We start from the raw sequence: 24,025 nt of genomic DNA on the forward strand, positions 1-24,025 counted from the left end.
CGCTCGTTTCGGAAGTGGGATGTGTATTCTCAATTCAAATGGGATTATGAGTATCGTGATTCATACGGATTGAACACTACTATTTATCGGCAAAATGTATCCTGGTATAATCATGTAGGTTTCTCTAATCGCTATTATTTGGATCTGGCATTGGTTGGCTCGGCCTCCAGTTTATTGGCACCGGGGCATAAATGGGCTTTCTCGCCTACCATTTCTGCTGCTTGGGTGCTTTCGGAAGAAAAATGGTTGAAAGATGTGTCTTGGGTGAACTTCCTGAAATTGCGCGCTTCGTTTGGAGTGATCAATGTTGATTATCTGCCTAAAGACGGAAGTACTACCGTATATGACTATTGGGATCAGATTTATACGACTACCGGTACGCAATATAAGTTTAACAGTAGTTACGACTCTGAATTCGGAAGTACTATTATCGGGCGCCTGGCAACTGCTAATTCGACACATGAGAAAGCGTATAAATACAATGTTGGTGTTGATGCCGTGTTGTTCAATGGACTGGACGTGACGGCAGAAGGCTATTACCAACGGAGAAAAGATATTTGGGTCTCTTCCGAAGGAAAATATACCGATGTGTTGGGCGTAGATGCTCCGTTCGAGAATGCCGGAATCGTTGATAGCTATGGCGTGGAACTAGGACTTAACTATACGAAACGGTTAGGAGATGTAGTGTTCAACCTTGGCGGTAATTTTGCTTGGAATAAGAATGAAATTAAGGAACAACTGGAAGAACCGCGTTTGTATAAGAATCTTGTGCAAACAGGAAATCGGTTGGGACAAGTATATGGAATGGTAGCTGAAGGTTTCTTCAAAGATAAAGAAGATATAGCAAACAGCCTTCCGCAAAACTTTAGTACGGTAGTGCCGGGAGACATAAAATATAAAGATGTGAATGGAGACGGAATCATTGATGCCAATGATAAAACAGCTATCGGTTATAGTACGACGGCTCCGGAAATTTATTATTCTTTCCATTTGGGAGCCGAATGGAAAGGGATTGGAGTAGATGTAATGTTTCAGGGAACAGGTAACTATTCTGCTGTCTTGAATACGAAGAGTATGTTTTGGCCGTTGATAAATAATACGACACTTTCTACTCATTATTATGAGAATCGTTGGACACCGGAAAATCAAAATGCCAAATATCCTCGTTTGAGTTCACAGAGTAATGCCAATAACTATCAGGCTAATACAGTTTGGTTGGCGGACCGGTCATTCTTGAAGTTACGTAACGCGGAGGTGTATTACAGATTTCCGGAAGAATGGATGAAGAAGACTAAGATATTGGGGAGTGCCAAGTTATATGTCAGAGGAACAGACTTGTTCTGTTCAGATCATATTGATGTGACAGATCCGGAATGTTATGGTGTAGCGACTCCGCTGAATAAGAGTGTAGTAGTCGGTGTTACGATTGGTTTTTAATCATAAAAACAAAGCGAAAGAATGAAACTGAAAAACATTATCTACGGAATGATGTGTGTAGCCGCACTCGGTTCCTGCTCAGATAAGATGGAATATCATGAGTACAATAATTATGATGAGGATTTTGTGAAGCTCAACTTCGGTAATGTAGGAGGGCTGATAACAAATATCTATTTGTCCATGGATGTGGACTTTGGAAACTATAGCGGGGCAATTCTTGGTTCTGCTACCGATGAGTCCGAATATGCTTATTCGGGAAATCAGATTGAAGACTTTTACAATGGTTCTTGGAGTCCGTCGAATGCTAAAAGTAGCATGTGGACGTCCTGTTATGAAGGGATAGCCAATTGTAATTTATATCTGGAGAAGTTTACCGGACTGACATTTCCCGAGTTGGCTTTGAACAGTGATTATGCACAACAGATGTTCCGCTATACCAATTACCAGTATGAGGTACGTTTCCTTCGTGCATATTTCTACTTTAACTTGGTACGGCAATATGGAGATGTGCCGTTTAGCGACCATATATTAACAGCCGAAGAATCGAATACGTTATCGCGCAGACCGGCACAGGAGATTTTTGATTATATCATAGCCGAATGTGATGATATTAAAGATAAGATTATCGTCGATTACAGTAAACTGGGAGATATGGCATTGCCTAGTAGTCCGGCGGAAACAGGACGTGCCAACCGTAAAACGGTATTGGCCTTGAAAGCTCGTGCAGCATTGTATGCGGCAAGTCCTTTATTTAATCCGACTGATAATAGAGAACTGTGGTATCGTGCAGCTAAAGCCAATAAGGAAATTTTAGATGACAGTAATGGGTTTGCTGAAAAGGCAAAACTCTTAGTGGAGGATTATTCATCACTTTGGAGCAAGGACAATTACAATGACGCTACTAATGAATTGATTTTTCTCCGTCGTGCCACTACTACCACTAATTCTTTTGAGGGATATAACTTCCCGGTAGGGTTGGAAAATTGTAAAGGTGGAAACTGTCCCACACAGACACTGGTGGATGCGTATGAGATGAAGGATACAGGGTTGCGTCCGGACGAGTTGGATAACTATGATCCTGCTAATCCTTATTATACCAACCGCGACCCTCGTTTCTATCTGACTATTGCCAAGAATGGGGACGAAAAGTGGCCTAACTGGAATACTGTTCCTCTGCAAACCTATCAGGGCGGACTAAATGCGGAGCCTTTGAGTGGCGGAACTCCGACTGGCTATTATCTGAAGAAGTATTGTCAGACGGCAGTAGACTTACGTGCCGGTACAGCTTCAAAGACCTATCATTCATGGATTACATTCCGTTTTGGAGAGTTCTATTTGAATTATGCGGAAGCTGTATATAAGTATCTGGGTAGTCCGTATGCAACGGATAATGAATTTACAACTTCGGCTGTGGATGCTATCAAAGTAGTTCGTACGCGTGCCGAGATGCCCGGATTCCCTCAAGGGATGACCAATGATGCTTTCTGGAAGAAATATCAGAATGAACGTATGGTAGAATTGGCCTTTGAAGGACATCGTTTTTGGGATGTACGTCGTTGGAAGGAGGGTGACAAACATTTCAAGAACATTGTTGAAATGAAGATTACGAAGAATGGGGATGATACTTATACGTATGAACGTAAGGTAAAAGAAAGAAGTTGGGATGATAAGATGTATTTCTTCCCGATTCCGCAGAGTGAAAAATCTAAGAATCCTAATTTGGAGCAGAATCCGGGGTGGTAACCCACAACCGGAATGCTGATGAATAGTGATAGGATATTCTTGCATAGAACGGATGTTTATAGAATAAAAAAACGAAAGAAATGAAGAAACATTATATAATACTGGGGCTGTTTTGTCTGCTGGCCATAGTTGCCTGCTCGGATAATGACCCCGTCGTTGAAGTGAACAATGGCAATCAGACGGAAGAGGAGTTGCCGCCTCTGCCTACTGAAGTTATAACGGGTAGCCGTGCAATGTGGGTTAGTTACGACCCGGCACCAAATGTTGACGCCAATAACTCTTCCGGCATATCATCCGCATTGATTAGCTGGAGATTACTGAAGACCGATCCGTCTAATGTTGCTTTTGATATTTATAAGTCGGTAGACGGCGAGACGGAAGTGAAATTGAATGAGAAACCTATTTCGAATACTACTTCTTGGGTGGATGCGGATATTGATGTATCAAAAACGAATGTATACCGGGTCACTCTTGCCAATCAGGCTGAAACGCTTTGCGATTATACCTTTACCTCTGAAATGGCAGAAAAGTTTTATCATGAGATTAGATTAAACATGAATGTACCCGATGCGTCGATTACATATTCTCCTGATGATATTCAGCTAGGTGACTTGGACGGTGACGGTGAATTGGAGATTGTGGTGAAGAGAGAACCGTATGATGGTGCCAACCAGGGGGGATGGAATAATGGTTCGACCTTGTTGGAAGCTTATAAGATGGATGGTACTTTTTTGTGGCAAATTGATTTGGGAATCAATATTCGTTCCGGTTCACATTATACTTCATATATTTTATACGATTTTGATGGAGATGGTTTATGTGAAATAGCTTTCCGCTCTTCAGAAGGTACAAAGTTTGGGGATGGTAAGGTCATTACCGATGCTTATGGTAATGTGAACGATTATCGAATTCGTCAGACTGACGCTGTGGGCTGGTATTCGGGAGCAAGTATTAATACAATTTGCGGTTTGATAATGGAAGGTCCCGAATATATCTCTATTTGCCGTGGATATGATGGACGTGAAATTACCCGGGTGGATAATATTCCTCGTGGTGGAAGTGGTTCAAAAGCGTCGCGTGCTAAATATTGGAGTGAATATTGGGGAGATGATTACGGAAACCGCATGGACCGTTTCTTTATCGGGGTGGCTTATCTGGATGGTATACCTGACGAAGCGACCGGAGTGAGAACAAGCAACCCCAGTCTGATCATCAGTAGAGGTATTTATCATAATTGGCAAGTATGGGCACTCGATTTGAAAGGGAATAAACTGGAAACCCGTTGGAAGTTTGATACAGCCGAACATTCTTCAAAATGGTTGTCCATGTGTTCGCATAGTTTTCGTGTAGCGGACTTGGACGATGATGGAAAAGATGAAATCTTGTATGGTTCTGCGGCTATAGATGATGATGGAAGCGAATTGTGGTGTACCGGAAACGGTCATGGTGACTGTTTATGTGTTGGCAAATTTATAAAAGACCGTTCAGGATTGCAAATTGTTGCTTCATTTGAAGAACCGGGCAATTATAATGGACAAGGACACGGTTATGGATGTCAAGTGATTGATGCAAGAGATGGTGGCTTGATTACCGGCCATGGAGCGGGTTCGACTACTGATGTCGGTCGTTGTATTGTGGCAGATATCGATCCGGATAGCCCGAATTTTGAGTACTGGTCTTCTTTGCAGGAAGGGGTATTCAGTTGTAGTGGCAGTGGATTGGTATCCAGTACATATCCTACAGGTATTGGTGGTGGAGTTTTGTATAATGTAGCCATTTATTGGAGCGGGCAGCCGACAAGAGAAATGCTGGACCGTGCTTGTGTCGTGAGCTATAAAGAGAACCCTGATGTAAACAAGACGAATAAGACTCGTTTGGTATATTTTGGAACTTACGGTAGCAATGACGGTAACCATAGCACCAAATACAATCCTTGTTACTATGGTGATTTTCTCGGTGACTATCGTGAAGAAGTAATAATGGGTTCAAGTGACATGAAATCTATTTATATATTCTCCACGAATCATCCTACCGAATTCCGTCTTCCTCACTTGATGACCGATCATAATTATGATATGTCTCAAGCGATGCAGAATATGGGATATAACCAGGGAACTAACTTAGGTTACTATGTAGGTGCTGAAACTTTGAAAAAAGCAGAATAAAAAGGTTTTTGAATAAGAAATCTCTTATTTGATATGAGTTTGTTGAAAAAGAACAATCCGGCTAACTGTCGGGTTGTTCTTTTTTCATATTTGAACGAATCGCCATATATATGGATAATATTCTATTTTTTAATTGAACGGCTCTCCCTACCTTTGTAAGGTGAGATAGCAAATATACATATGAAAAAACTCTTTATCCTTTTGTTCCTCTTCATCACTTTAGGAACAAACGCACAAAACAATAAAGTTTCCGGCCTCAACACTCGCCAGTTTCATAAATATTGGAAGGTAGAGTCGGAATCTCCGGATTATAAAGTGACATTTCAGGGCGATACCGCTGAAATACTGTCTCCTAAAGGCCTTACCTTATGGAGGAAAGAAAAGATGAGCGGACGGGTAACCATTGAATATGATGCGTGTGTAGTTGTAGAAAAAGAAGGAGACCGTTTGAGTGACCTGAATTGCTTTTGGATGGCTTCGGACCCCAAACATCCTGATAATATATGGAAACGTGAGAAGTGGCGTAGCGGAATCTTTCTGAATTGTTATTCTTTGCAACTCTATTACATGGGATATGGTGGAAATTATAACTCTACTACACGCTTCCGTCGTTATGACGGCAATGAAGCAGGAATCACAGATCCCAAAGTACGTCCTGCCATATTGAAAGAATATACAGATACCGAACATTTGCTAAAAGCGAATCACTGGTATCACATTAAGATAACAAATGAAAATAATAGGGTTAGTTATTACATAGACGGCAAGCGACTGGTGGACTTCCGCGATGCCGAACCTCTGACAGAAGGATGGTTCGGCTTTCGTACCACCTTATCCCGTACCCGCATTACAAACTTCCGCTACGAATGTTTGCCATCCCAAACGTCTACTGTTCCTTTACATTGGATCGGCAATACTCCTGAACAAGACAAAGCTGTAAGCTTCGGAGTTCCTTTTGATGAAGGCTACCTATTTCCTGAAACTTCATTGCGACTAAAAACAGATAGAAATCAAGAGATTCCGGTAGATACTTGGCCATTGGCTTACTGGCCGGATGGTTCCGTGAAATGGAGCGGAGTTGCCGGAGTCATTCCTGCCGGAACAGAAAGACTGACATTAGAAAAAGCCCCCCGGAAAGCAAAAACTATCAATAAACAGCCTAATGCTTCTATTGCAATCACTGAAACGCCTGAAAATATTCAAATTGAAACAGGGCTAATTTCCGTATTTATTCCCCGACGCGGAGATTTCCTGATTGATAGCCTATTGTATAAAGGAACTAAAGTAGGAGAGAAAGCGCGTCTGATTTGTAATACTCAAAGCGAGCCGATTCAAGAAAATACATCTCAAATATCTTTTACTCATTACATAGGGGAAATAAAATCAGTAACCATAGAACGTCTGGGCTCTGTACGGGCACTTGTAAAGTTGGAAGGGATACATCGGAACAGGAATAAGGAGATTGATACGAATCACTCTGAAGGGAAAGGGAATTATGCGAATAACTCTGATATGAACAAACTGAATAACCGTGAGTGGCTTCCTTTTGTGGTACGTCTCTACTTTTATGGTGGCAGTGAACAGATCAAAATGGTGCATAGTTTCGTCTATGACGGAGATCAGAAGAAAGATTTCATTCGTAGTTTGGGTATCCGTTTCGACGTTCCTATGCGTGAAGCTCTGTATAATCGTCATATTGCTTTCTCGTGTGCAGATGGAGGAGTGTGGAGCGAGCCGGTACAACCATTGGTAGGGCGTCGCATACTCACTTTAAATAAGACAGATATTAAGAAAAATAGTAATGAAAAGAAGGATGCACAACAGAAGCCAACAGATGAACCCTCCCTGCAACAGCAGCAAATGGAAGGCAAACGTATTCCGCCTTATGAATCTTTCGATGAAAAGAACCGCTCTCTGCTCGATAACTGGGCTTCATGGAATGACTACCGTCTGTCTCAACTCACTGCCGATGCTTTCTCCATTCGTAAACGTGCCAATAACGATAATCCCTGGATAGGAACCTTTTCCGGCACACGTAGCGATGGATATATTTTTGTCGGAGATATTACCGGAGGATTAGGACTTTGTATGCATGACTTTTGGCAGTCTTATCCCTCTTCTATTGAAATTTCAGACGCACGAACCCCGGTAGCTACCCTTACCGCCTGGTTGTGGAGTCCGGAGTCCGAGCCTATGGATTTACGGCATTATGATCGTATAGCTCATGACCTGAATGCCAGCTATGAAGATGTCCAGGAAGGTATGAGCACGCCATACGGCATTGCCCGTACAACTACGTTGACACTGATCCCACAAAGTGGCTATGCCGGAAAAAAGGCTTTTGCTGATTATGCCAAACAATTTTCTAGCCCTAGTCTGTTAATGCCAACCCCGAATTATCTTCATGCCCGCCAGGCTTTCGGGATATGGAGTCTCCCCGACCGTACTACTCCATTCCGTACTCGTGTAGAAGACCGCTTGGATGCTTACATTGACTTCTATCAGAAAGCAATCGAACAAAACAAGTGGTACGGTTTCTGGAATTATGGTGATGTGATGCACGCTTATGACCCTGTTCGTCATACCTGGCGTTACGATGTCGGAGGATTTGCCTGGGACAATACGGAACTGGCTTCTAATATGTGGCTATGGTATAATTTCCTGCGTACCGGGCGTATTGATATTTGGCGTATGGCAGAAGCTATGACGCGTCATACAGGCGAAGTGGATGTCTATCATATCGGTCCCAATGCCGGATTAGGCAGTCGGCATAATGTAAGTCATTGGGGATGCGGAGCTAAAGAAGCGCGAATCAGCCAGGCCGCCTGGAACCGTTTCTACTATTACCTTACTACAGACGAACGTTGCGGTGATTTAATGACTGAAGTGAAGGATGCCGACCACAAACTCTATGACTTGGACCCTATGCGCCTGGCCCAACCTCGCAGTGAATATCCTTGTACCGCTCCCGCCCGTTTGCGTATCGGTCCCGACTGGCTGGCTTATGCCGGTAATTGGATGACAGAATGGGAGCGCACAGGTAACACTGCTTATCGTGATAAAATAATAGCAGGAATGAAAAGCATTGCCGTCCTGCCTAACCGCCTCTTTACCGGCCCCAAAGCTCTAGGATTTGATCCGTCAACAGGAATCATCACAACCGAATGTGACCCCAAATTGGAAACAACCAACCATTTAATGACGATCATGGGCGGATTTGAGATAGCCAATGAAATGATGCGTATGATTGATATACCCGAATGGAAAGACGCCTGGCTTGATCATGCTGCACGTTACAAGAAGAAAGCATGGGAACTTAGCCATAGCCGTTTTCGTGTCTCCCGTCTGATGGCTTACGCAGCTTATCACTTGCGCAATACCCAAATGGCTGAAGAAGCCTGGAAAGATTTGTTTACCCGGTTGGAACATACACCTGCACCGCCTTTCCGCATCACTACCATACTTCCGCCGGAAGTACCGTCTCTATTAGATGAATGTACGAGCATCAGCACGAATGATGCTGCTCTTTGGAGTCTGGATGCTATTTATATGCAGGAAGTTATTCCAATAGATAACTGAACGAGTGTAAAGTAGCACTAGTTGCTTCCCAATCTATTAATAGCAAAGTTCTTCCGCATTAAGGGTAAACTTCCTTTCTTTTAATACCAAACTTACAATCAACTTATTATAAACTATAAACGCAAGTTCTGTTTTTATAAATGAAGCTTTTGATTATAAAAACAAAACTTGCATTTTTATAAACGGAACTTGCGTTTATAGATTAGTCTTAAGCAACTGATACTTTGGTACTAATCCAAAAGAAGTTTGCAAAGGGATAAGAGTAACTTTTCTATTAATAGATTACGGGATAGATAGCGTACTTTATCCCTTATGTTCTTACTTTAAGTAATTCTTTAACGGGCAATCGCTCTTTTTCAACCCTTCAACAATGCTTTTCGCATTCATGTGCGCTCCTTTCAAAGAAGAGTGTGTATGGTCATGATTATAGTAAGTTGCTGCTTTCTTCACACCTTTCTTTTCTAGTTTATCGGCACTAATCTTATTCAGATCGATAAAATAAGCTCCCGTAGCTTCCGCAGCTTCACGTGTCCACTTGCCAAAAGACTCGGTATTACGTTCTATTTTTCCATCTTTCCATTTGTTGCGTGGCGTATGACTAAGAACGATGGGAATGGCGCCTTTCTCCTGAACATCCATGATGAACTTCCGAAGATACCAGCCAAACGTATAAATTACCTGATACTTACCAGTCTTTTCCATTAGAAATACTTTGCTTTCATCACCGGAACCACGCAATTCGGCACGGGCTTTCCCTTTGTTTATATCTCCTGCATCATTATGCCCGAACTGAATCAGAACGAAATCCCCCGGTTGCAAAGCATTGTATACCTTATCCCAACGACCTTCATCGAGGAAAGTACGTGCACTACGTCCTGCCATCGCACGATTTTCTACAGAAATTTTATTTAAATTGAACTCGTCAGCAATTACGCTTCCCCAACCCCACATACCGTTTTTGTCTTTATCTTCATTTCGGACCGTACTGTCTCCGATAGTAAACAATACCGGACGTCCCTCTTTCCGACTGGAACCTGTCACTGTATCTTTCTCAACAGGTTTCAGATAATTGGCTAATTCCAGCCCTTCATACGCACGTATTCCGTCGGCAGCAGATTCTGCATTGACTTTAGCACCGAAAGCACTTGTATGTATACGGTCGATATAGAACATATATTTCACCTTATTCTTGCCGAACTTTTCAAATTTGCGGGCACTGATATCATTCAAGTCAATAAAAGGAACATGCTGTTCTTCGGCTACTTGCTTTGCCCACAATCCAAAAGTCTTGTTGACACGTGTGATGATGGTGCTGTCTTTGTCTTCCCAAGCATTGCGGGGAGTAAGCGAAAATAGGATAGGATGAGCACCTTTGGCTTTTACATCCTGAATGAAACGACGCATATATTCCCCGTAGGTATATACGGTTTCTTTCACTCCGGTTTCTTTAATCGTTACGTTCAGTGTATCTTTGCCAATTCCGGGAATGGAAGCACGGGCACGTCCGCTGTCGTATGGGCCGTTGTCATTGTGCCCCAGTTCGATGATAACCCAGTCTCCCTGGCGTACTCCTTTGATTACATCCGGCCATAAACGGTTATAGAAAGTACGGCTACTGGTTCCACCCAGTGCATGATTCTCTACAGTAATCCGGTTAGAGTCGAAATAATCGCCTGCATAATAGCCCCATCCCCATTGTCCGTTGTTGCCGTTTCCTAAAGTTCCGGTACGCATGGTAGAGTTACCTACCAGGAACAGAACAGGGTTGTCACCTTTCCGGCTCGAACCGGCTTCCGGTCGCGAGGTACGTGCTTTATTCAGGCTGTCCAGCGTGTTGTCAATTACCTGATTGACATCTGCCATGGGAGCGGAAACTTTATTTTGTGCTTGCAGTTGCAAACTAAATGTAATGGCCATCAGCCAACATATATACGGGAATAATTTGTTTTTCATGAATCTGTTCTCTTTGAAATCCCTCACTGACCGGTGTCTAAACAGTCAGTGAGGGAACTAGCTACTAACTAACCTCTAACTAAACCTAATGAATGATTATCTTTAAACCTAATGAAAAAACTGTGTATGTTATTTTAATTTATAAACTTCTGTTCCGGCAAGCAGGAAACAACCGACTCCGTAGTCTTCAAAGTCGGGCACACTCTTATAAGTAACCGGCTGTCCGTCTTTAGGCTCTTTGCCTGTTCCCTGCACATATCCTAGGAATCCGTTCGGATGTACGGCATCTTTCACCATAGCATTCCATGCTTTTAAAAGGACGGGAAGATATTCTTTGCGGTCGAGCAGTCCGTTGCGTACTCCCCAAGCCATACCGTATACAAACAGTGCTGTTCCGGAAGTCTCTTTACCTCCGAAGTTCGTAGGATCATGAAGACTCACATTCCAGAAACCATCTTCACGCTGACATTTTTTGAGTGCCTTGCTCATAGCGAGAAAATCATTTATATAATCCTGGCGATGTGTTTCATTAGTAGGGATTTCATCCAATACCCGTACAAGAGCTGCATATACCCAGCCATTTCCACGGCTCCAGTAGCAATCTTCTCCATTCGGTTCTTTGTAAGGAGGATCAAAGTCCTGATCGCGCCACCATAAGCAATCTTTAGGATTATACATTCCGGCTTCTCCGTGCACGTTACGAGTGTAAGAATACATATCCCACATCTTATCGTAGTATTTCTGTTCACCGGTCATTTTTCCAAACTTAGCGTAGATTGGCATTGCCATCTGGATAGCGTCAATCCACCACCAATCGTTCACCTGCGGAGTGTTGACTACCATATCGATACTTGCTTTTATATTCCGGATCATATTTGGGTCGGACGGACACATATTATAAAGGTCGATATACGTTTGTCCGCAGCAATGGTCGTCTGCGTTACGGGTCGTATTGCCGTTTCTCATTCCCCATTTGTGGAAATCAGCCCAATCGTAGGCATACTTATAATAATCCTCACGCGGGTAAATGCCATACAGAGCCATTAATCCTTCATAATATACGCCTCTCGTCCATATATTGCTTGGACGGACTCTGCCATAGAAAGAAGGCAATGTGTAATCGGCATACTTTTTCATAAAGTAGTCGTTTACTTTTACGATAGTCTCTAAAGTCTCTTTTTGTGCAGGTAACTCTTGTGCCATGACCGGCTTTCCTGTCATAAGACAAAGAAGGGTTACTGTAAAGAATGAGAGTAGTGATTTCTTCATGGTGAAATAATTCTGTTTTATTAATTGGGTGTTCATTCTAATTTTCATTGGCAAAGATAAGGGACGCACTTTTCTTTTTCAATGGATTTCCGTTCAGATATATTCATTTTTGTTCACCAGGTAGTTATAATGCGGTTTAAAAGTGGGCTATATGATGATTTCTACATAGATATGTACAATATTCTATTTTATAAGTAGGCTGTGCCGCTTACTTTTGTGTTGTAAATTGATTAACGATAAAACTATGAAATGCATAAGTGCTTTTTTAAGTCTGTGTCTGATAGCTGCTTTTGTAGTGGCGCAGCCGAACTATGACTTTTCGAAACTGAAACGCGAACATTTGGGACGCGGTGTAATTGCCATCAGAGAGAATCCATCTACTGTTGCCGTGTCTTGGCGTTATCTGTCCTCCGACCCGATGGACGAATCTTTTGATGTTTATAGAAACGGTGAAAAGGTAAACAAATATCCGATAAGAAATGCGACTTTCTTTCAGGATATATATAAAGGTACGGAATCCGTACTTTATACCGTCAAAGCTATCCAATCAAAAACGGAAAGCTGTTATCAATTGCCGTCCGATGCTCCGGCTGGTTATCTGAACATCCCGCTGAATCGTCCTGAAAACGGTACGACTCCGGCAGGGCAAAGTTATTTCTATGCTCCTAATGATGCCAGTATCGGCGATGTAGACGGTGACGGGGAATATGAGATTATCTTGAAATGGGATCCGTCGAACGCACACGATAATTCGCATGATGGTTACACCGGAGAGGTATATTTCGATTGTTATAAATTAAACGGGCAACATTTATGGCGCATTAATCTGGGACGTAATATACGTGCCGGTGCACACTACACCCAGTTTATGGTGTTTGACTTCGATGGTGACGGTAAAGCGGAAGTAGTAATGAAAACCGCCGACGGAACAGTGGACGGAAAAGGAAAAGTGATTGGAGATGCGCAAGCTGACTATCGGAATGAACAGGGACGTATTTTGACCGGACCGGAATATCTGACTGTCTTCAACGGACTGACAGGAGAAGCGATGCAAACAATTGATTACGTACCAGAAAGAGGAAACCTGATGGACTGGGGAGACAATCGTGGTAATCGTAGTGACCGCTTTTTGGCTTGCGTTGCCTATCTCGACGGCATCCATCCTAGTGTTGTGATGTGTCGTGGGTATTATACCCGTACAGTATTGGCAGCATACGACTGGAATGGAAAGGAACTGAAAGAACGCTGGATTTTCGACAGTAACCATCCCGGTTGTGAAGACTATGCCGGACAAGGTAATCATAACCTTCGGGTAGGTGACGTAGACGGTGACGGATGCGATGAGATTATCTACGGTTCGTGTGCCATCGACCATAACGGCAAAGGGCTGTACACAACGAAGATGGGACATGGAGACGCGATTCATCTGACTCATTTCGATCCTTCCCGCAAAGGGTTGCAAGTATGGGACTGTCACGAAAACAAGCGTGACGGAAGTACGTACAGAGATGCGGCAACCGGAGAAATTCTTTTCCAGATAAAAGATAGTACAGATGTCGGGCGTTGCATGGCGGCTGATATTGACCCGACCCATCCGGGCGTTGAAATGTGGTCTCTTGCTTCCGGAGGAATAAGAAATATAAAAGGAGAAGTGGTGAAAGCCCGTGTCAGAGGATTGTCATGTAATATGGCTGTCTGGTGGGACGGTGATTTACTGCGCGAACTATTGGATAGAAATATAGTCAGCAAATATAATTGGAAGAAAGGAGTCTGTGAGCGTATAGCCATTTTCGAAGGAGCTCTTTCCAACAACGGAACGAAGGCAACACCTTGCCTGCAAGGAGATATTGTAGGCGACTGGCGGGAAGAAGTACTGTTGCGCACAGCCGATAATACCGCTTTGCGGCTTTATGTCTCTACCATTCCCACTGATTACCGCTTCCACACCTTTTTGGAGGATCCTGTTTATCGCATCAGTATCGCTACCCAGAACGTAGCCTACAACCAGCCGACACAACCGGGATTCTACTTTGGACCGGATTTGCAGGGAACCCTATTCAGAGGATGTAAAATACCTAAAAAATAAAATATGAATATTCGTATCATAGCCATTGCTTCGTTGCTGATAGCTTTGCCTGTCAGCGCACAGAAAAAGAAAACTGTAGTGAATGACTCAAACACCCCTTTGCATTTATTGCAACCTGCTTATCAGGGTACTTATGGTGATTTGACACCGGAACAGGTAAAGAAAGAGGTAGACCGTGTATTTGCTTATATAGATAAGGAGACTCCCGCCCGTGTGGTAGACAGGAATACGGGTAAAGTGATTACCGACTATACAACGATGGGAGAGGAGGCACAACTGGAGCGTGGAGCTTTTCGTTTGGCAAGTTATGAATGGGGAGTGACCTATTCTGCCTTGATAGCGGCATCCGAAGCTACGGGCGATACACGCTATATGGATTATGTACAGAATCGTTTCCGGTTTCTGGCCGAAGTAGCACCGCATTTCAAGCGTGTTTATAAAGAAAAGGGGACAACGGACCCGCAGTTGCTTCAAATCCTCACTCCGCACGCATTGGATGACGCAGGAGCTGTATGCGCGGCGATGGTGAAAGTTCGTTTGAAAGATCCCTCGCTTCCTGTGGATGAACTGATATGTAATTATTTTGATTTCATCATTAATAAAGAGTATCGTCTGGCAGATGGAACTTTTGCACGCAACCGTCCGCAGCATAACACTCTTTGGCTGGATGATATGTTTATGGGTATTCCGGCAGTAGCACAAATGAGTTATTATGACAAGGAGCAGAAAGATAAATATCTGGCAGAAGCAGTGAGACAATTCCTACAATTTGCCGACCGCATGTTTATCCCCGAAAAAGGACTGTATCGTCACGGATGGGTGGAAAGCAGTAGCGATCATCCTGCTTTTTGTTGGGCGCGCGCCAACGGTTGGGCTATGTTAACGGCTTGCGAACTGCTCGACGTTCTACCGGAAGATTATCCTCAACGTGCGAAAGTGATGGATTATTTCCGGGCTCATGTACGTGGAGTGACAGCCTTGCAAAGTGGAGAAGGACTTTGGCACCAACTGCTCGACCGGAATGATTCTTACCTGGAAACTTCCGCTACTGCGATATATGTATACTGCCTGGCACACGCCATCAATAAAGGATGGATTGACGCCATTGCTTACGGACCGGTTACTCATCTGGGATGGCATGCCGTAGCCGGCAAGATAAATGCGGAGGGGCAAGTGGAAGGAACCTGTGTCGGTACGGGAATGGCTTTCGACCCTGCTTTTTACTATTACCGTCCGGTCAATGTATATGCGGCACATGGTTACGGACCGGTTCTTTGGGCAGGTGCGGAAATGATTCGCTTGTTGAAAAATCAATATCCACAGATGAATGACAGTGCCGTTCAATACTACCAGGTGAAACAAAAGACGACAGCACCTATTTTTGCTATCGACACAGAAGAAAAGAAAGATTAACTTTAAATAGATTGAAACCATGAAACGAGAAGCATTTAAAATGTATTTGAAACCCGGATGTGAAGCCGAATATGAAAAAAGACATGCTGCCATCTGGCCCGAACTGAAAGCACTGCTTTCACAGAATGGAGTGTCGGACTATTCGATTTATTGGGATAAAGAAACAAATATCCTGTTTGCTTTCCAAAAAACGGAAGGGGGAGCAGGTTCGCAGGATTTAGGTAATACGGAAATCGTACAGAAATGGTGGGATTATATGGCGGATATCATGGAAGTGAATCCGGACAATTCACCCGTATCCATTCCTTTGCCGGAAGTATTCCACATGGATTGAGTTTTCAGTAATTCTATCAGTCTGTAATTATTTAGACGCGGATTACACGAATGACACAGATTTAAGAATAAAAAATCCGCGTCATTCGTGTAATCCGCGTCTAAATAATGGTAGTAATTGCTCTTTAGCATATCCGCTTCCTACTATTTAATGGAGTGTTTCTTTTATTATCTCAACTATCTTGATTATTTTTGTCCAACATTTATTATTAATCTTGGAATCTTTATGACGCAAAGACACCTTTTAGTTTTCACTTTCCTTGTTAGCTTTGTACTGAATGCTTATAGTGCAATAGAGCTTCGTTCTACACAAATGAGAACTAGTGATGGTCTTCCCAACAACTCTATCCGATACATCTATCAGGATAGCAAAGGCTTTTTGTGGCTGGCTACCTTGAACGGATTAAGTCGTTATGATGGCAACTCTTTCCTGACCTTTCGTCCGGAAGCTGGAGATAAAGTGTCTTTGGCCGACAACCGGATTTACGATCTCACAGAAGATAAAGATGGCTTTTTATGGATTTCCACTACACCTGAACTATATAGCTGCTATGATTTGCAACGTGCCCGTTTTGTTGATTACACGGGTTGCGGCGAGTTAAGGCAGAATTACTCTACTGTATTTGTTACAGCCAACGGAGACGTATGGTTATCACATCAAGGCAATGGTTGCCGACGTATGGTGCATCAGAAAAACGGTGAAATGACATCCACCGTATTCAGGACAGAACGTGGAAACCTGCCGGACAACCGGGTGAAATTCGTGAATGAAGATGCCAGTGGACGTATCTGGATCGGCACTCAATGCGGATTAGTTTCTGTCTCCAATGGACAATATCGGATAGAAGACCGGTTGATTCATTTCACTTCTTCTCTGGCTTATAAGGATGACATGTATTTCCTTACGGCAGATGGAGATATTTATTATTACCATTCGGCTACGCAGAAGATGCAGAAGCTGGCTGCCCTTTCAACCGTTGCAGGGCAGACGTCGCCTACCGGAAATTTCTTGTTGAAAGATAAATGGATGATTCTGACTACGACCGGAGTATATACTTATGATTTTACGACCGGAGAGGTAGCCGCTGATCCTCGTCTGAATATTAAAAAGGGCGAACTGATTCGCGACAACCACGGAGACTATTGGATATATAATCATACAGGACGCCTCACCTATGTGGTTGCCGCAACCGGTGAAAGTAAAGATTTCCAGTTGATCCCTCAAGACAAGATCAGTTACATCGACTTCGAACGTTATCATATCGTACATGATTCCCGCGGAATCATCTGGATTTCTACCTATGGGAATGGGCTTTTTGCTTATAACACAGCCGAAGATAAACTGGAACATTTCGTTGCCAACATCAACGATCAAAGTCATATCAGTTCGGATTTCCTGCAATATGTCATGGAAGATCGTGCCGGTGGCATCTGGGTAGCTTCGGAATATTCGGGTTTATCCCGCATTTCAGTGTTGAATGAAGGAACTTCCCGCATCTATCCCGAGTCCCGTGAACTGTTCGACCGTTCGAATACCATCCGTATGTTGACCAAGATGTCTAATGGCGATATTTGGGTAGGTACGCGTAAAGGCGGACTTTATACCTTTGACGCAAATCTTCAGTCGAAAATGACGAATCAATATTTCCATTCCAATATTTATGCAATCGCTGAAGATCGCCAGGGACGGATGTGGACTGGAACCCGTGGTAATGGATTGAAGGTGGGAGATACCTGGTATTATAATACCCCGTCCGACCCGACTTCATTGTCGGATAATAACGTTTTTGCTATTTATCGCGATCGCAAAGACCGTATGTGGGTGGGTACATTCGGCGGAGGGCTCGAATTGGCTGAACCTACTTCTGACGGGAAATATAAATTCCGGCATTTCTTCCAGCAAACGTTCGGAATGAGGATGGTGCGTGTGATAGAAGAAGATGAAAACGGAATGGTCTGGGTAGGAACCAGTGAGGGGATTTGTATCTTTCATCCGGACTCACTGATTGCGGATGGTGATAATTATCATCTCTTCAGTTATACAAACGGAAAATTCTGCAGTAATGAAATCAAATGTATCTATCGTGATACGAAGGGACGTATGTGGATTGGTACTTCCGGTTCGGGACTGAACCTCTGTACGCCGCAGGACGACTATCATTCATTGAAATATGAGCATTACGGAACTTCCGAAGGGTTGGTCAACGATGTGATCCAGTCTGTTTTGGGAGATAGAAAAGGAAACCTTTGGGTAGCGACTGAATATGGAATTTCCAAGTTCACCCCGTCCACCCGTTCTTTTGAGAACTATTTCTTTTCTTCCTATACTTTAGGAAATGTATATAGCGAGAATAGTGCCTGTATGCGTGAAGACGGGAAATTGCTTTTTGGTACAAACTATGGATTAATTGTGATCGACCCTGAAAAGATACAAGATAGTGAAACGTTTTCTCCGGTTGTTTTCACTGATTTGTACGTCAATGGGACCCAGATGAATCCGCAGATGGAGGATTCTCCTTTAAAACAGTCTCTTGCTTATTCGGATGAAATTACGCTGAAATATTTTCAAAACTCATTCCTGATAGATTTCTCCACTTTCGACTATTCGGATAGCGGACATACGAAATATATGTATTGGTTGGAAAACTACGACCAGGGATGGAGTGCTCCTTCTCCACTGAATTTCGCCTCCTTTAAGTACCTGAATCCGGGAACCTACATACTTCATGTCAAGTCCAGCAATGGATCGGGTATATGGAACGACAGTGAGACTACACTGAAGATCGTAGTCGTCCCACCGTTTTGGAAGACTAACTGGGCAATGTTGTGCTATGTTCTGTTATTGATGGTAGCCTTGTATTTTGCCTTCCGCATCGTCCGCAACTTTAATGGTTTGCGTAACCGTATTAACGTAGAGAAGCAACTGACTGAATATAAGCTGGTCTTCTTCACCAATATTTCTCATGAATTCCGTACGCCGCTTACTTTAATCCAGGGAGCTTTGGAGAAAATTCAGCGTGTCACGGATATTCCGCGCGAATTGATATATCCTCTGAAAACAATGGATAAGAGTACGCAACGTATGTTGAGACTCATCAACCAGTTATTGGAATTCAGAAAGATGCAGAATAATAAACTGGCGCTTTCTTTAGAGGAAACAGATGTCATCTCTTTCCTTTATGAAATATTTTTGAGTTTCGGCGACGTGGCGGAACAGAAGAATATGAACTTCCGTTTCTTGCCTTCGGTGCCATCTTATAAGATGTTTATTGATAAAGGTAATTTGGATAAGGTGACTTATAACCTGCTTTCAAATGCATTTAAATATACTCCTTCCAACGGAACGATTATTCTTTCGGTGAATGTGGACGAAGGGAAGCAAACATTGCAGATTCAGGTTTCGGATACGGGAGTGGGGATTCCTAAAGAGAAACAGAATGAATTGTTCAAGCGGTTTATGCAGAGTAATTTCTCCGGTGACAGTATTGGAGTCGGTCTGCATTTGAGCCACGAACTGGTGCAGGTGCATAAAGGTACGATTGAGTATAAAGACAATGAAGGTGGCGGTTCTGTATTTACCGTATGTATTCCGACAGATAAGACGGTGTATTCGGAGAAAGACTTCCTTGTTCCGGGCAACGTATTGCTGAAAGAGGCAGACGGTCACGTACATCATTTGTTACAGCTTTCGGAAGAGCTTCCTGACCCGGAAAAGATGGCTGCTCCTTTGAACAAACGGAAAGTGCTGATTATTGAAGATGATAATGATATCCGTGAGTTTCTACGGGAAGAAATTGGCGCATACTTTGAAGTGGAAGTGGCTGCCGACGGCACGTCCGGATTTGAAAAGGCCCGTACGTATGATGCCGACCTGATTATCTGTGATGTTCTGATGCCGGGAATGACCGGATTTGAAGTGACCAAGAAACTAAAAACAGATTTTGATACGAGTCATATTCCCATTATCCTTCTGACTGCGTTGAACTCACCGGAAAAGCATCTGGAAGGAATTGAGGCAGGTGCGGATGCATACATCGCCAAACCATTCAGCGTTAAACTGCTGTTGGCACGTGTATTCCGTTTGATCGAACAGCGTGATAAATTGCGTGAGAAGTTCTCCAACGAACCGGGTATTGTGCGACCGGCTATGTGTACTACCGAACGGGATAAAGAATTTGCAGACCGCTTGGCTGCCATTCTCGAACAGAATCTTGCCCGCCCGGAATTTTCTATTGATGAGTTTGCGCAGCTTATGAAGTTGGGACGAACCGTTTTTTATCGGAAATTACGCGGCGTAACAGGATATTCGCCTAATGAATATTTGCGTGTGGTGCGAATGAAGAAAGCGGCGGAGTTGTTGCTGTCAGAAGATAATCTAACGGTTGCGGAAGTCTCTTACAAGGTAGGCATCAGTGATCCTTTTTATTTCAGCAAATGCTTTAAAGCACAGTTTGGGGTGGCACCATCGGTTTATCAGCGTGGTGTGAATAATGAAGGAATAAATGAAAAAAATGAGTGATAAGGATTCAAAAAGGAACGGTATGAAAAGAAGAGATTTTGTTTGCTTGGTATCATAATATATTCTAAAATTACTGCTTGTCTTGTAATTCACGCAATACATCATTTATAATATAAGTATCACTCATTAGATGCAGTCCGTAACGGGAGTCATGTAACATGGCACATACATTCGTTTCATAAAACAGATTTAATGCTCTTTCCGGGCTTATCTCCAATCGGGCTGATAATAATAGGACGATGCGACTGATTTTTCTCCAAAGTACTTGTTCTCTCATTTGTTACCTCCTTTTCTGTCCATAGTATCCAGTGGAAAACTATTATCAAAATGTAGATATGTATCAATGAGTTGCTGATTGAGCAAACATATCTGATGATTAGGTTGTGCATATACCAATTGCCCGAGGGCTTGCTCTATGGTGATAATGTCGTTAAGGTAATCTTCTATGGTGTCAATAACCCGATCGTTTGCTACGCCTCCTTCTATAATATCATAATCTTTCCAAGGCTGTTTTCCATTCCTACTAGCGACAATAAAATTCAACCAATGCTGATCGTAAGCATCAAAACGAAGTAGCTTGAATCCAGCTTTTATAGCTGCATCCATATCAAATTCGTATACATTAATCCATGCAGTAGTACTTGCCCGTAATAGTTGTACGCGGGCAGCCCACTGTTCTGCTTGTGAGCGTAGTGAGGTTAGATAAAAACCTCTACCGAAATCTAAATCGGCACGTCCCACTTTGGCTAAGGGATGCTCTATAGAAAGGGTGGAGCCATGATAAAGTGTTATTTTCATCCCTTCTCGCCCTCCTGTGCCTCCCAGTTCTTCAAAGCCTCGACCACATCCTCGCCTACATGTTTTAGACTTTGTGTGTGCATCACTTCGTAATTGTCCAGTAGAAGACGTTTGATTAGATTCATTTTCTCTAAACGTCGGCGCATTTCCATAGGAGAAATTCCCATTTCGCGTGCTCCAGCTTCTATTGCCATGACTGCAAAGTGAATCTTTTCACTTTCTAGGATATCCGGTTGTTTACACATAAGCGTTAAAATTCAGTTTATGAACAAAGATACTTGATGGCAGGCAAATAAACAACATTGCCGGAACTTTTTTATTTGATTGTTTCGAGAAACTCAACTTCGATGATTCTCAACTGGTGTTTGCTACTGCTTTTTTCCAATTCCATTGTATTGGCCGCTATAGCCTCTACTTCGATAATCTGTCCGAAAGCATCTTTGTCACTGGTGTTTCCTTTCAAGCGGATGGTTATCGTATTAGCACGTACGGGCTTTTCTACATTGAGATGAATATATCCCAGGCTTTTATCCGTGTTTCCGCTCCAAATCAAGGTGTTGCCGGCATATACTTCCAGCGGGTAACTTCGTGAACGCCATCCTTGCAGTTTGATGCATATATCGTCTATTTCGGCATCTCTTTCCAATGTATAGGTAATCCATGCAGTGCTTAGTTTACCGTCATTCTTCCATTCGGTCAGTTCGATATCATCGTAGCTTTTTTCAGCATCATTATTGTTGGAACCGGCTTTTGCCGAAACGATTCGTACACCCTTTTTGCTGTCTTTGTAAGAAGGGGTAGAAGGTGTTTCTCCTCTATCCAGTCTGCCTTTCAAAGTGGCCTGCGGAAGATAGGTACTCAAACCTCCGGTCACTTTTACAGGCACCGTTTCCAATGTGAGAGAGGCACTTAGAAGTCCTTTAGCCTGTGCTGTCAGAGTTACTTTTCCGGCAGCCGTCGTGCTGCGGATCAGTGCGCGGTTGATACCACATTCTACCGGAAGGTTTGTATCAAGAATATGATTGTTTTTACCTTGAGCAATACCTCCGCGCCATTCCGCCTGACCCTTGAGTGTGAACTGAATAGTGCGGTTGTCCAACGGACAACGTTGTCCGTCTTTATCTACCACTTCCACCTGTATCAATGTCATATCCGCACCGTCTGCATGAAAGCCTTCGGGGTTTTGGATAGCGGTAAGTTTCAGACTGGCAGGTTCACCGGCTGTATTTACAGCATAACGACTGATTTCTTTCCCTGCTTTATTGTAGCTGACAGCTTCCAGTTTGCCCGGTTTGAAGGCTACGTTGTCGAAAGTAAAGAGAAAATTGTATTGGCGTTTGCCTTTACCCAGGGAGTTACCATTCAGGAAAAGCTCCACCTCTTCTCCGGTAGATACTACCTGCACAGGTTTTACCGTATTATCCGGATAGTTCCAGTGTCCGATGATGTAGGTCTGGTCTTTTTCCGTATCTACCCATCCGTCCCACATTACCTGATGTGCGTAGAAAGCATCTTTTTCGATACGCATCGCGTCCGTCACTCCACTTCTTCGGTAGTTTTCCGCACCCCGGTAGTGGGTATTGGTGTCGGAGAAGATAATTTTAGTACCGCCGGAGCTGACTCTGTTACCCGTTCCGGGACGCTCACGCCAATAATCATACCAGCGGGCTATCATGGTGATGGCAAGTTCATCTTGGTTGCGGTTATAGTCAGTGGCCGGTTGTCCTTTATAAAGTGGTCCGTCACCTTCTTTGTGGAAAGGATAGCTATATTCATCCCAGTACTTTCTTAAACCTTCGTCGCGGCAATATTCGGTCGCCCACATCGGATGATGTTCGCTTCTGTTGATGTACAGCATTTCGCCACCGTATTCCGCTTCGCGGATATCCAACATTTCACGTGATCCGATGGCACGTCCGCCGAACGGGTCGTATTTGTCGCGGACAGCTTTCATTTCTATCATGTGTTCGCGGCTGATGGCTTTGTTGCCACATTCGTAGAACAGGATACTCGGATTATTACGGTTGTAGATAATCGCGTCTCGCATCAACTCCACCCGTTGTTCCCATTGACGTCCTTCACGGTCTTTTTCTGCATCTCCGGCAGGCATTGCCTGTATCAGACCTACACGGTCGCAGGATTCTACATCCTGTTTCCACGGAGTAGCGTGCATCCAGCGAACCAGATTCGCGTTTCCTTTCACCATCAGGTCATTAGAAAAATCGCTCAACCAGGCAGGTACGGACAGACCTACTGCCGGCCATTCGTTGCTGGTGCGCTGTGCATACCCTTTCATTTGGATAACACGGTCGTTCAACCATATCTTTCCTTCCGCGAAGCGGGTCTTGCGGAAGCCGGTGCGGGTACTGACTTCGTCGAATATCTGATTATTATCATCTTTCAAAGCGGTTTTTACCGTATACAAGTAACCATATCCCCAACTCCAGAAGTGAAGATTATGAAGGATGGCAGATGCTTTTACCGTCTTAGTCTCTCCGGCTTTCAAAGTCACTTTATCACCTTGGAAAGTTTTCATTAGTTTGCCGTCGGCATCAAGTATAGTCACCTGATAGCTGAATTGCCGGGTAGCTTTACTGTCATTTCTGACTTCCGATTCGGCATGAATCGTAGCTTTGCGTCCTTGGATGTCGAAGTCTTGGGCATAGACGTATACGCCTGTCGTTTTCAGGTTGCTATATAGGGGAAGAGTCTGATATACATTATCAGTAA

General features: G+C 43.5%; 13 protein-coding genes and 1 pseudogene. 8 read left to right on the plus strand and 6 right to left on the minus strand.

Annotated features, from left to right (window positions below; genetic code table 11):
• From BSCG_RS19175 to BSCG_RS19160, 4 genes and pseudogenes are all read left to right on the plus strand, one after another.
• Positions 1-1,437 (plus strand): annotated as a pseudogene (locus BSCG_RS19175) (TonB-dependent receptor); the annotation flags it as partial.
• 21 nt (positions 1,438-1,458) lie between these two features.
• Entirely contained in the window at positions 1,459-3,180 is a 1,722-nt protein-coding gene (locus BSCG_RS19170; protein WP_004301569.1) for a RagB/SusD family nutrient uptake outer membrane protein, read from the plus strand.
• Positions 3,181-3,260: 80 nt separating this feature from the next.
• Entirely contained in the window at positions 3,261-5,345 is a 2,085-nt protein-coding gene (locus tag BSCG_RS19165; RefSeq protein ID WP_004308492.1) for a hypothetical protein, read from the plus strand.
• A 180-nt stretch (positions 5,346-5,525) separates the two neighbouring features.
• Positions 5,526-8,924, plus strand: coding sequence for a DUF6250 domain-containing protein (locus BSCG_RS19160; RefSeq protein WP_032849417.1), 3,399 nt, complete (start codon positions 5,526-5,528; stop codon positions 8,922-8,924).
• Between the two features lie 318 nt (positions 8,925-9,242).
• Here BSCG_RS19160 and BSCG_RS19155 read toward each other — a convergent pair whose 3' ends face one another.
• Together BSCG_RS19155 and BSCG_RS19150 are read right to left on the minus strand one after the other, a co-directional pair.
• Positions 9,243-10,877 (minus strand): rhamnogalacturonan acetylesterase, encoded by a 1,635-nt coding sequence (locus tag BSCG_RS19155; RefSeq protein ID WP_009040095.1) that lies wholly within the window; start codon positions 10,875-10,877, stop codon positions 9,243-9,245.
• 129 nt (positions 10,878-11,006) lie between these two features.
• A complete protein-coding gene (locus BSCG_RS19150; protein WP_008775427.1) occupies positions 11,007-12,146 on the minus strand; it encodes a glycoside hydrolase family 88 protein in 1,140 nt (379 codons plus the stop codon).
• Between the two features lie 244 nt (positions 12,147-12,390).
• On the opposite strand from BSCG_RS19150, the gene BSCG_RS19145 reads away from it, so the two are divergent.
• From BSCG_RS19145 to BSCG_RS19130, 4 genes are all read left to right on the plus strand, one after another.
• Positions 12,391-14,232, plus strand: coding sequence for a rhamnogalacturonan lyase (locus BSCG_RS19145; protein ID WP_004308496.1), 1,842 nt, complete (start codon positions 12,391-12,393; stop codon positions 14,230-14,232).
• 3 nt (positions 14,233-14,235) lie between these two features.
• Entirely contained in the window at positions 14,236-15,645 is a 1,410-nt protein-coding gene (locus tag BSCG_RS19140; protein ID WP_008775428.1) for a glycoside hydrolase family 105 protein, read from the plus strand.
• A 19-nt stretch (positions 15,646-15,664) separates the two neighbouring features.
• Positions 15,665-15,979, plus strand: coding sequence for an L-rhamnose mutarotase (gene rhaM, locus BSCG_RS19135; protein ID WP_004308498.1), 315 nt, complete (start codon positions 15,665-15,667; stop codon positions 15,977-15,979).
• 225 nt (positions 15,980-16,204) lie between these two features.
• On the plus strand, positions 16,205-20,497 hold the full coding sequence (locus BSCG_RS19130) for a two-component regulator propeller domain-containing protein (RefSeq protein ID WP_008775429.1): 4,293 nt from the start codon (positions 16,205-16,207) through the stop codon (positions 20,495-20,497).
• A 70-nt stretch (positions 20,498-20,567) separates the two neighbouring features.
• On the opposite strand, the gene BSCG_RS19125 is transcribed toward BSCG_RS19130, so the two are convergent.
• The 4 genes from BSCG_RS19125 to BSCG_RS19110 form a co-directional block, all read right to left on the minus strand.
• Positions 20,568-20,774 carry a DUF3791 domain-containing protein gene (locus BSCG_RS19125; RefSeq protein ID WP_004308500.1) on the minus strand — a complete coding sequence of 69 codons (207 nt, stop codon included), beginning with the start codon at positions 20,772-20,774 and terminating at the stop codon, positions 20,568-20,570.
• Positions 20,771-21,295 (minus strand): DUF3990 domain-containing protein, encoded by a 525-nt coding sequence (locus BSCG_RS19120; protein ID WP_004308501.1) that lies wholly within the window; start codon positions 21,293-21,295, stop codon positions 20,771-20,773. The genes BSCG_RS19125 and BSCG_RS19120 overlap by 4 nt, the downstream gene beginning before the upstream one ends.
• Positions 21,292-21,540: a DUF3791 domain-containing protein gene (locus BSCG_RS19115; RefSeq protein WP_004308502.1), complete on the minus strand. Its 249-nt coding sequence runs from the start codon at positions 21,538-21,540 to the stop codon at positions 21,292-21,294. Before BSCG_RS19115 ends, BSCG_RS19120 begins: the two co-directional genes overlap by 4 nt.
• Before the next feature lie 71 nt (positions 21,541-21,611).
• Positions 21,612-24,025, minus strand: a 2,414-nt coding sequence (locus BSCG_RS19110; protein ID WP_032849418.1) for a DUF4982 domain-containing protein, incomplete at its 5' end; no start/stop codon positions are given.

It is taken from the genome of Bacteroides sp. 2_2_4, from assembly GCF_000157055.1.
GTDB lineage: Bacteria > Bacteroidota > Bacteroidia > Bacteroidales > Bacteroidaceae > Bacteroides > Bacteroides ovatus.

Bases quoted from the DNA above. Each gene is read 5' to 3' on its own strand.
- BSCG_RS19170 (WP_004301569.1), top strand. From the start codon at position 1,459: ATGAAACTGAAAAACATTATCTACGGAATGATGTGTGTAGCCGCACTC.
- BSCG_RS19165 (WP_004308492.1), top strand. From the start codon at position 3,261: ATGAAGAAACATTATATAATACTGGGGCTGTTTTGTCTGCTGGCCATA.
- BSCG_RS19160 (WP_032849417.1), top strand. From the start codon at position 5,526: ATGAAAAAACTCTTTATCCTTTTGTTCCTCTTCATCACTTTAGGAACA.
- BSCG_RS19155 (WP_009040095.1), bottom strand. From the start codon at position 10,877: ATGAAAAACAAATTATTCCCGTATATATGTTGGCTGATGGCCATTACA.
- BSCG_RS19150 (WP_008775427.1), bottom strand. From the start codon at position 12,146: ATGAAGAAATCACTACTCTCATTCTTTACAGTAACCCTTCTTTGTCTT.
- BSCG_RS19145 (WP_004308496.1), top strand. From the start codon at position 12,391: ATGAAATGCATAAGTGCTTTTTTAAGTCTGTGTCTGATAGCTGCTTTT.
- BSCG_RS19140 (WP_008775428.1), top strand. From the start codon at position 14,236: ATGAATATTCGTATCATAGCCATTGCTTCGTTGCTGATAGCTTTGCCT.
- rhaM (WP_004308498.1), top strand. From the start codon at position 15,665: ATGAAACGAGAAGCATTTAAAATGTATTTGAAACCCGGATGTGAAGCC.
- BSCG_RS19130 (WP_008775429.1), top strand. From the start codon at position 16,205: ATGACGCAAAGACACCTTTTAGTTTTCACTTTCCTTGTTAGCTTTGTA.
- BSCG_RS19125 (WP_004308500.1), bottom strand. From the start codon at position 20,774: ATGAGAGAACAAGTACTTTGGAGAAAAATCAGTCGCATCGTCCTATTA.
- BSCG_RS19120 (WP_004308501.1), bottom strand. From the start codon at position 21,295: ATGAAAATAACACTTTATCATGGCTCCACCCTTTCTATAGAGCATCCC.
- BSCG_RS19115 (WP_004308502.1), bottom strand. From the start codon at position 21,540: ATGTGTAAACAACCGGATATCCTAGAAAGTGAAAAGATTCACTTTGCA.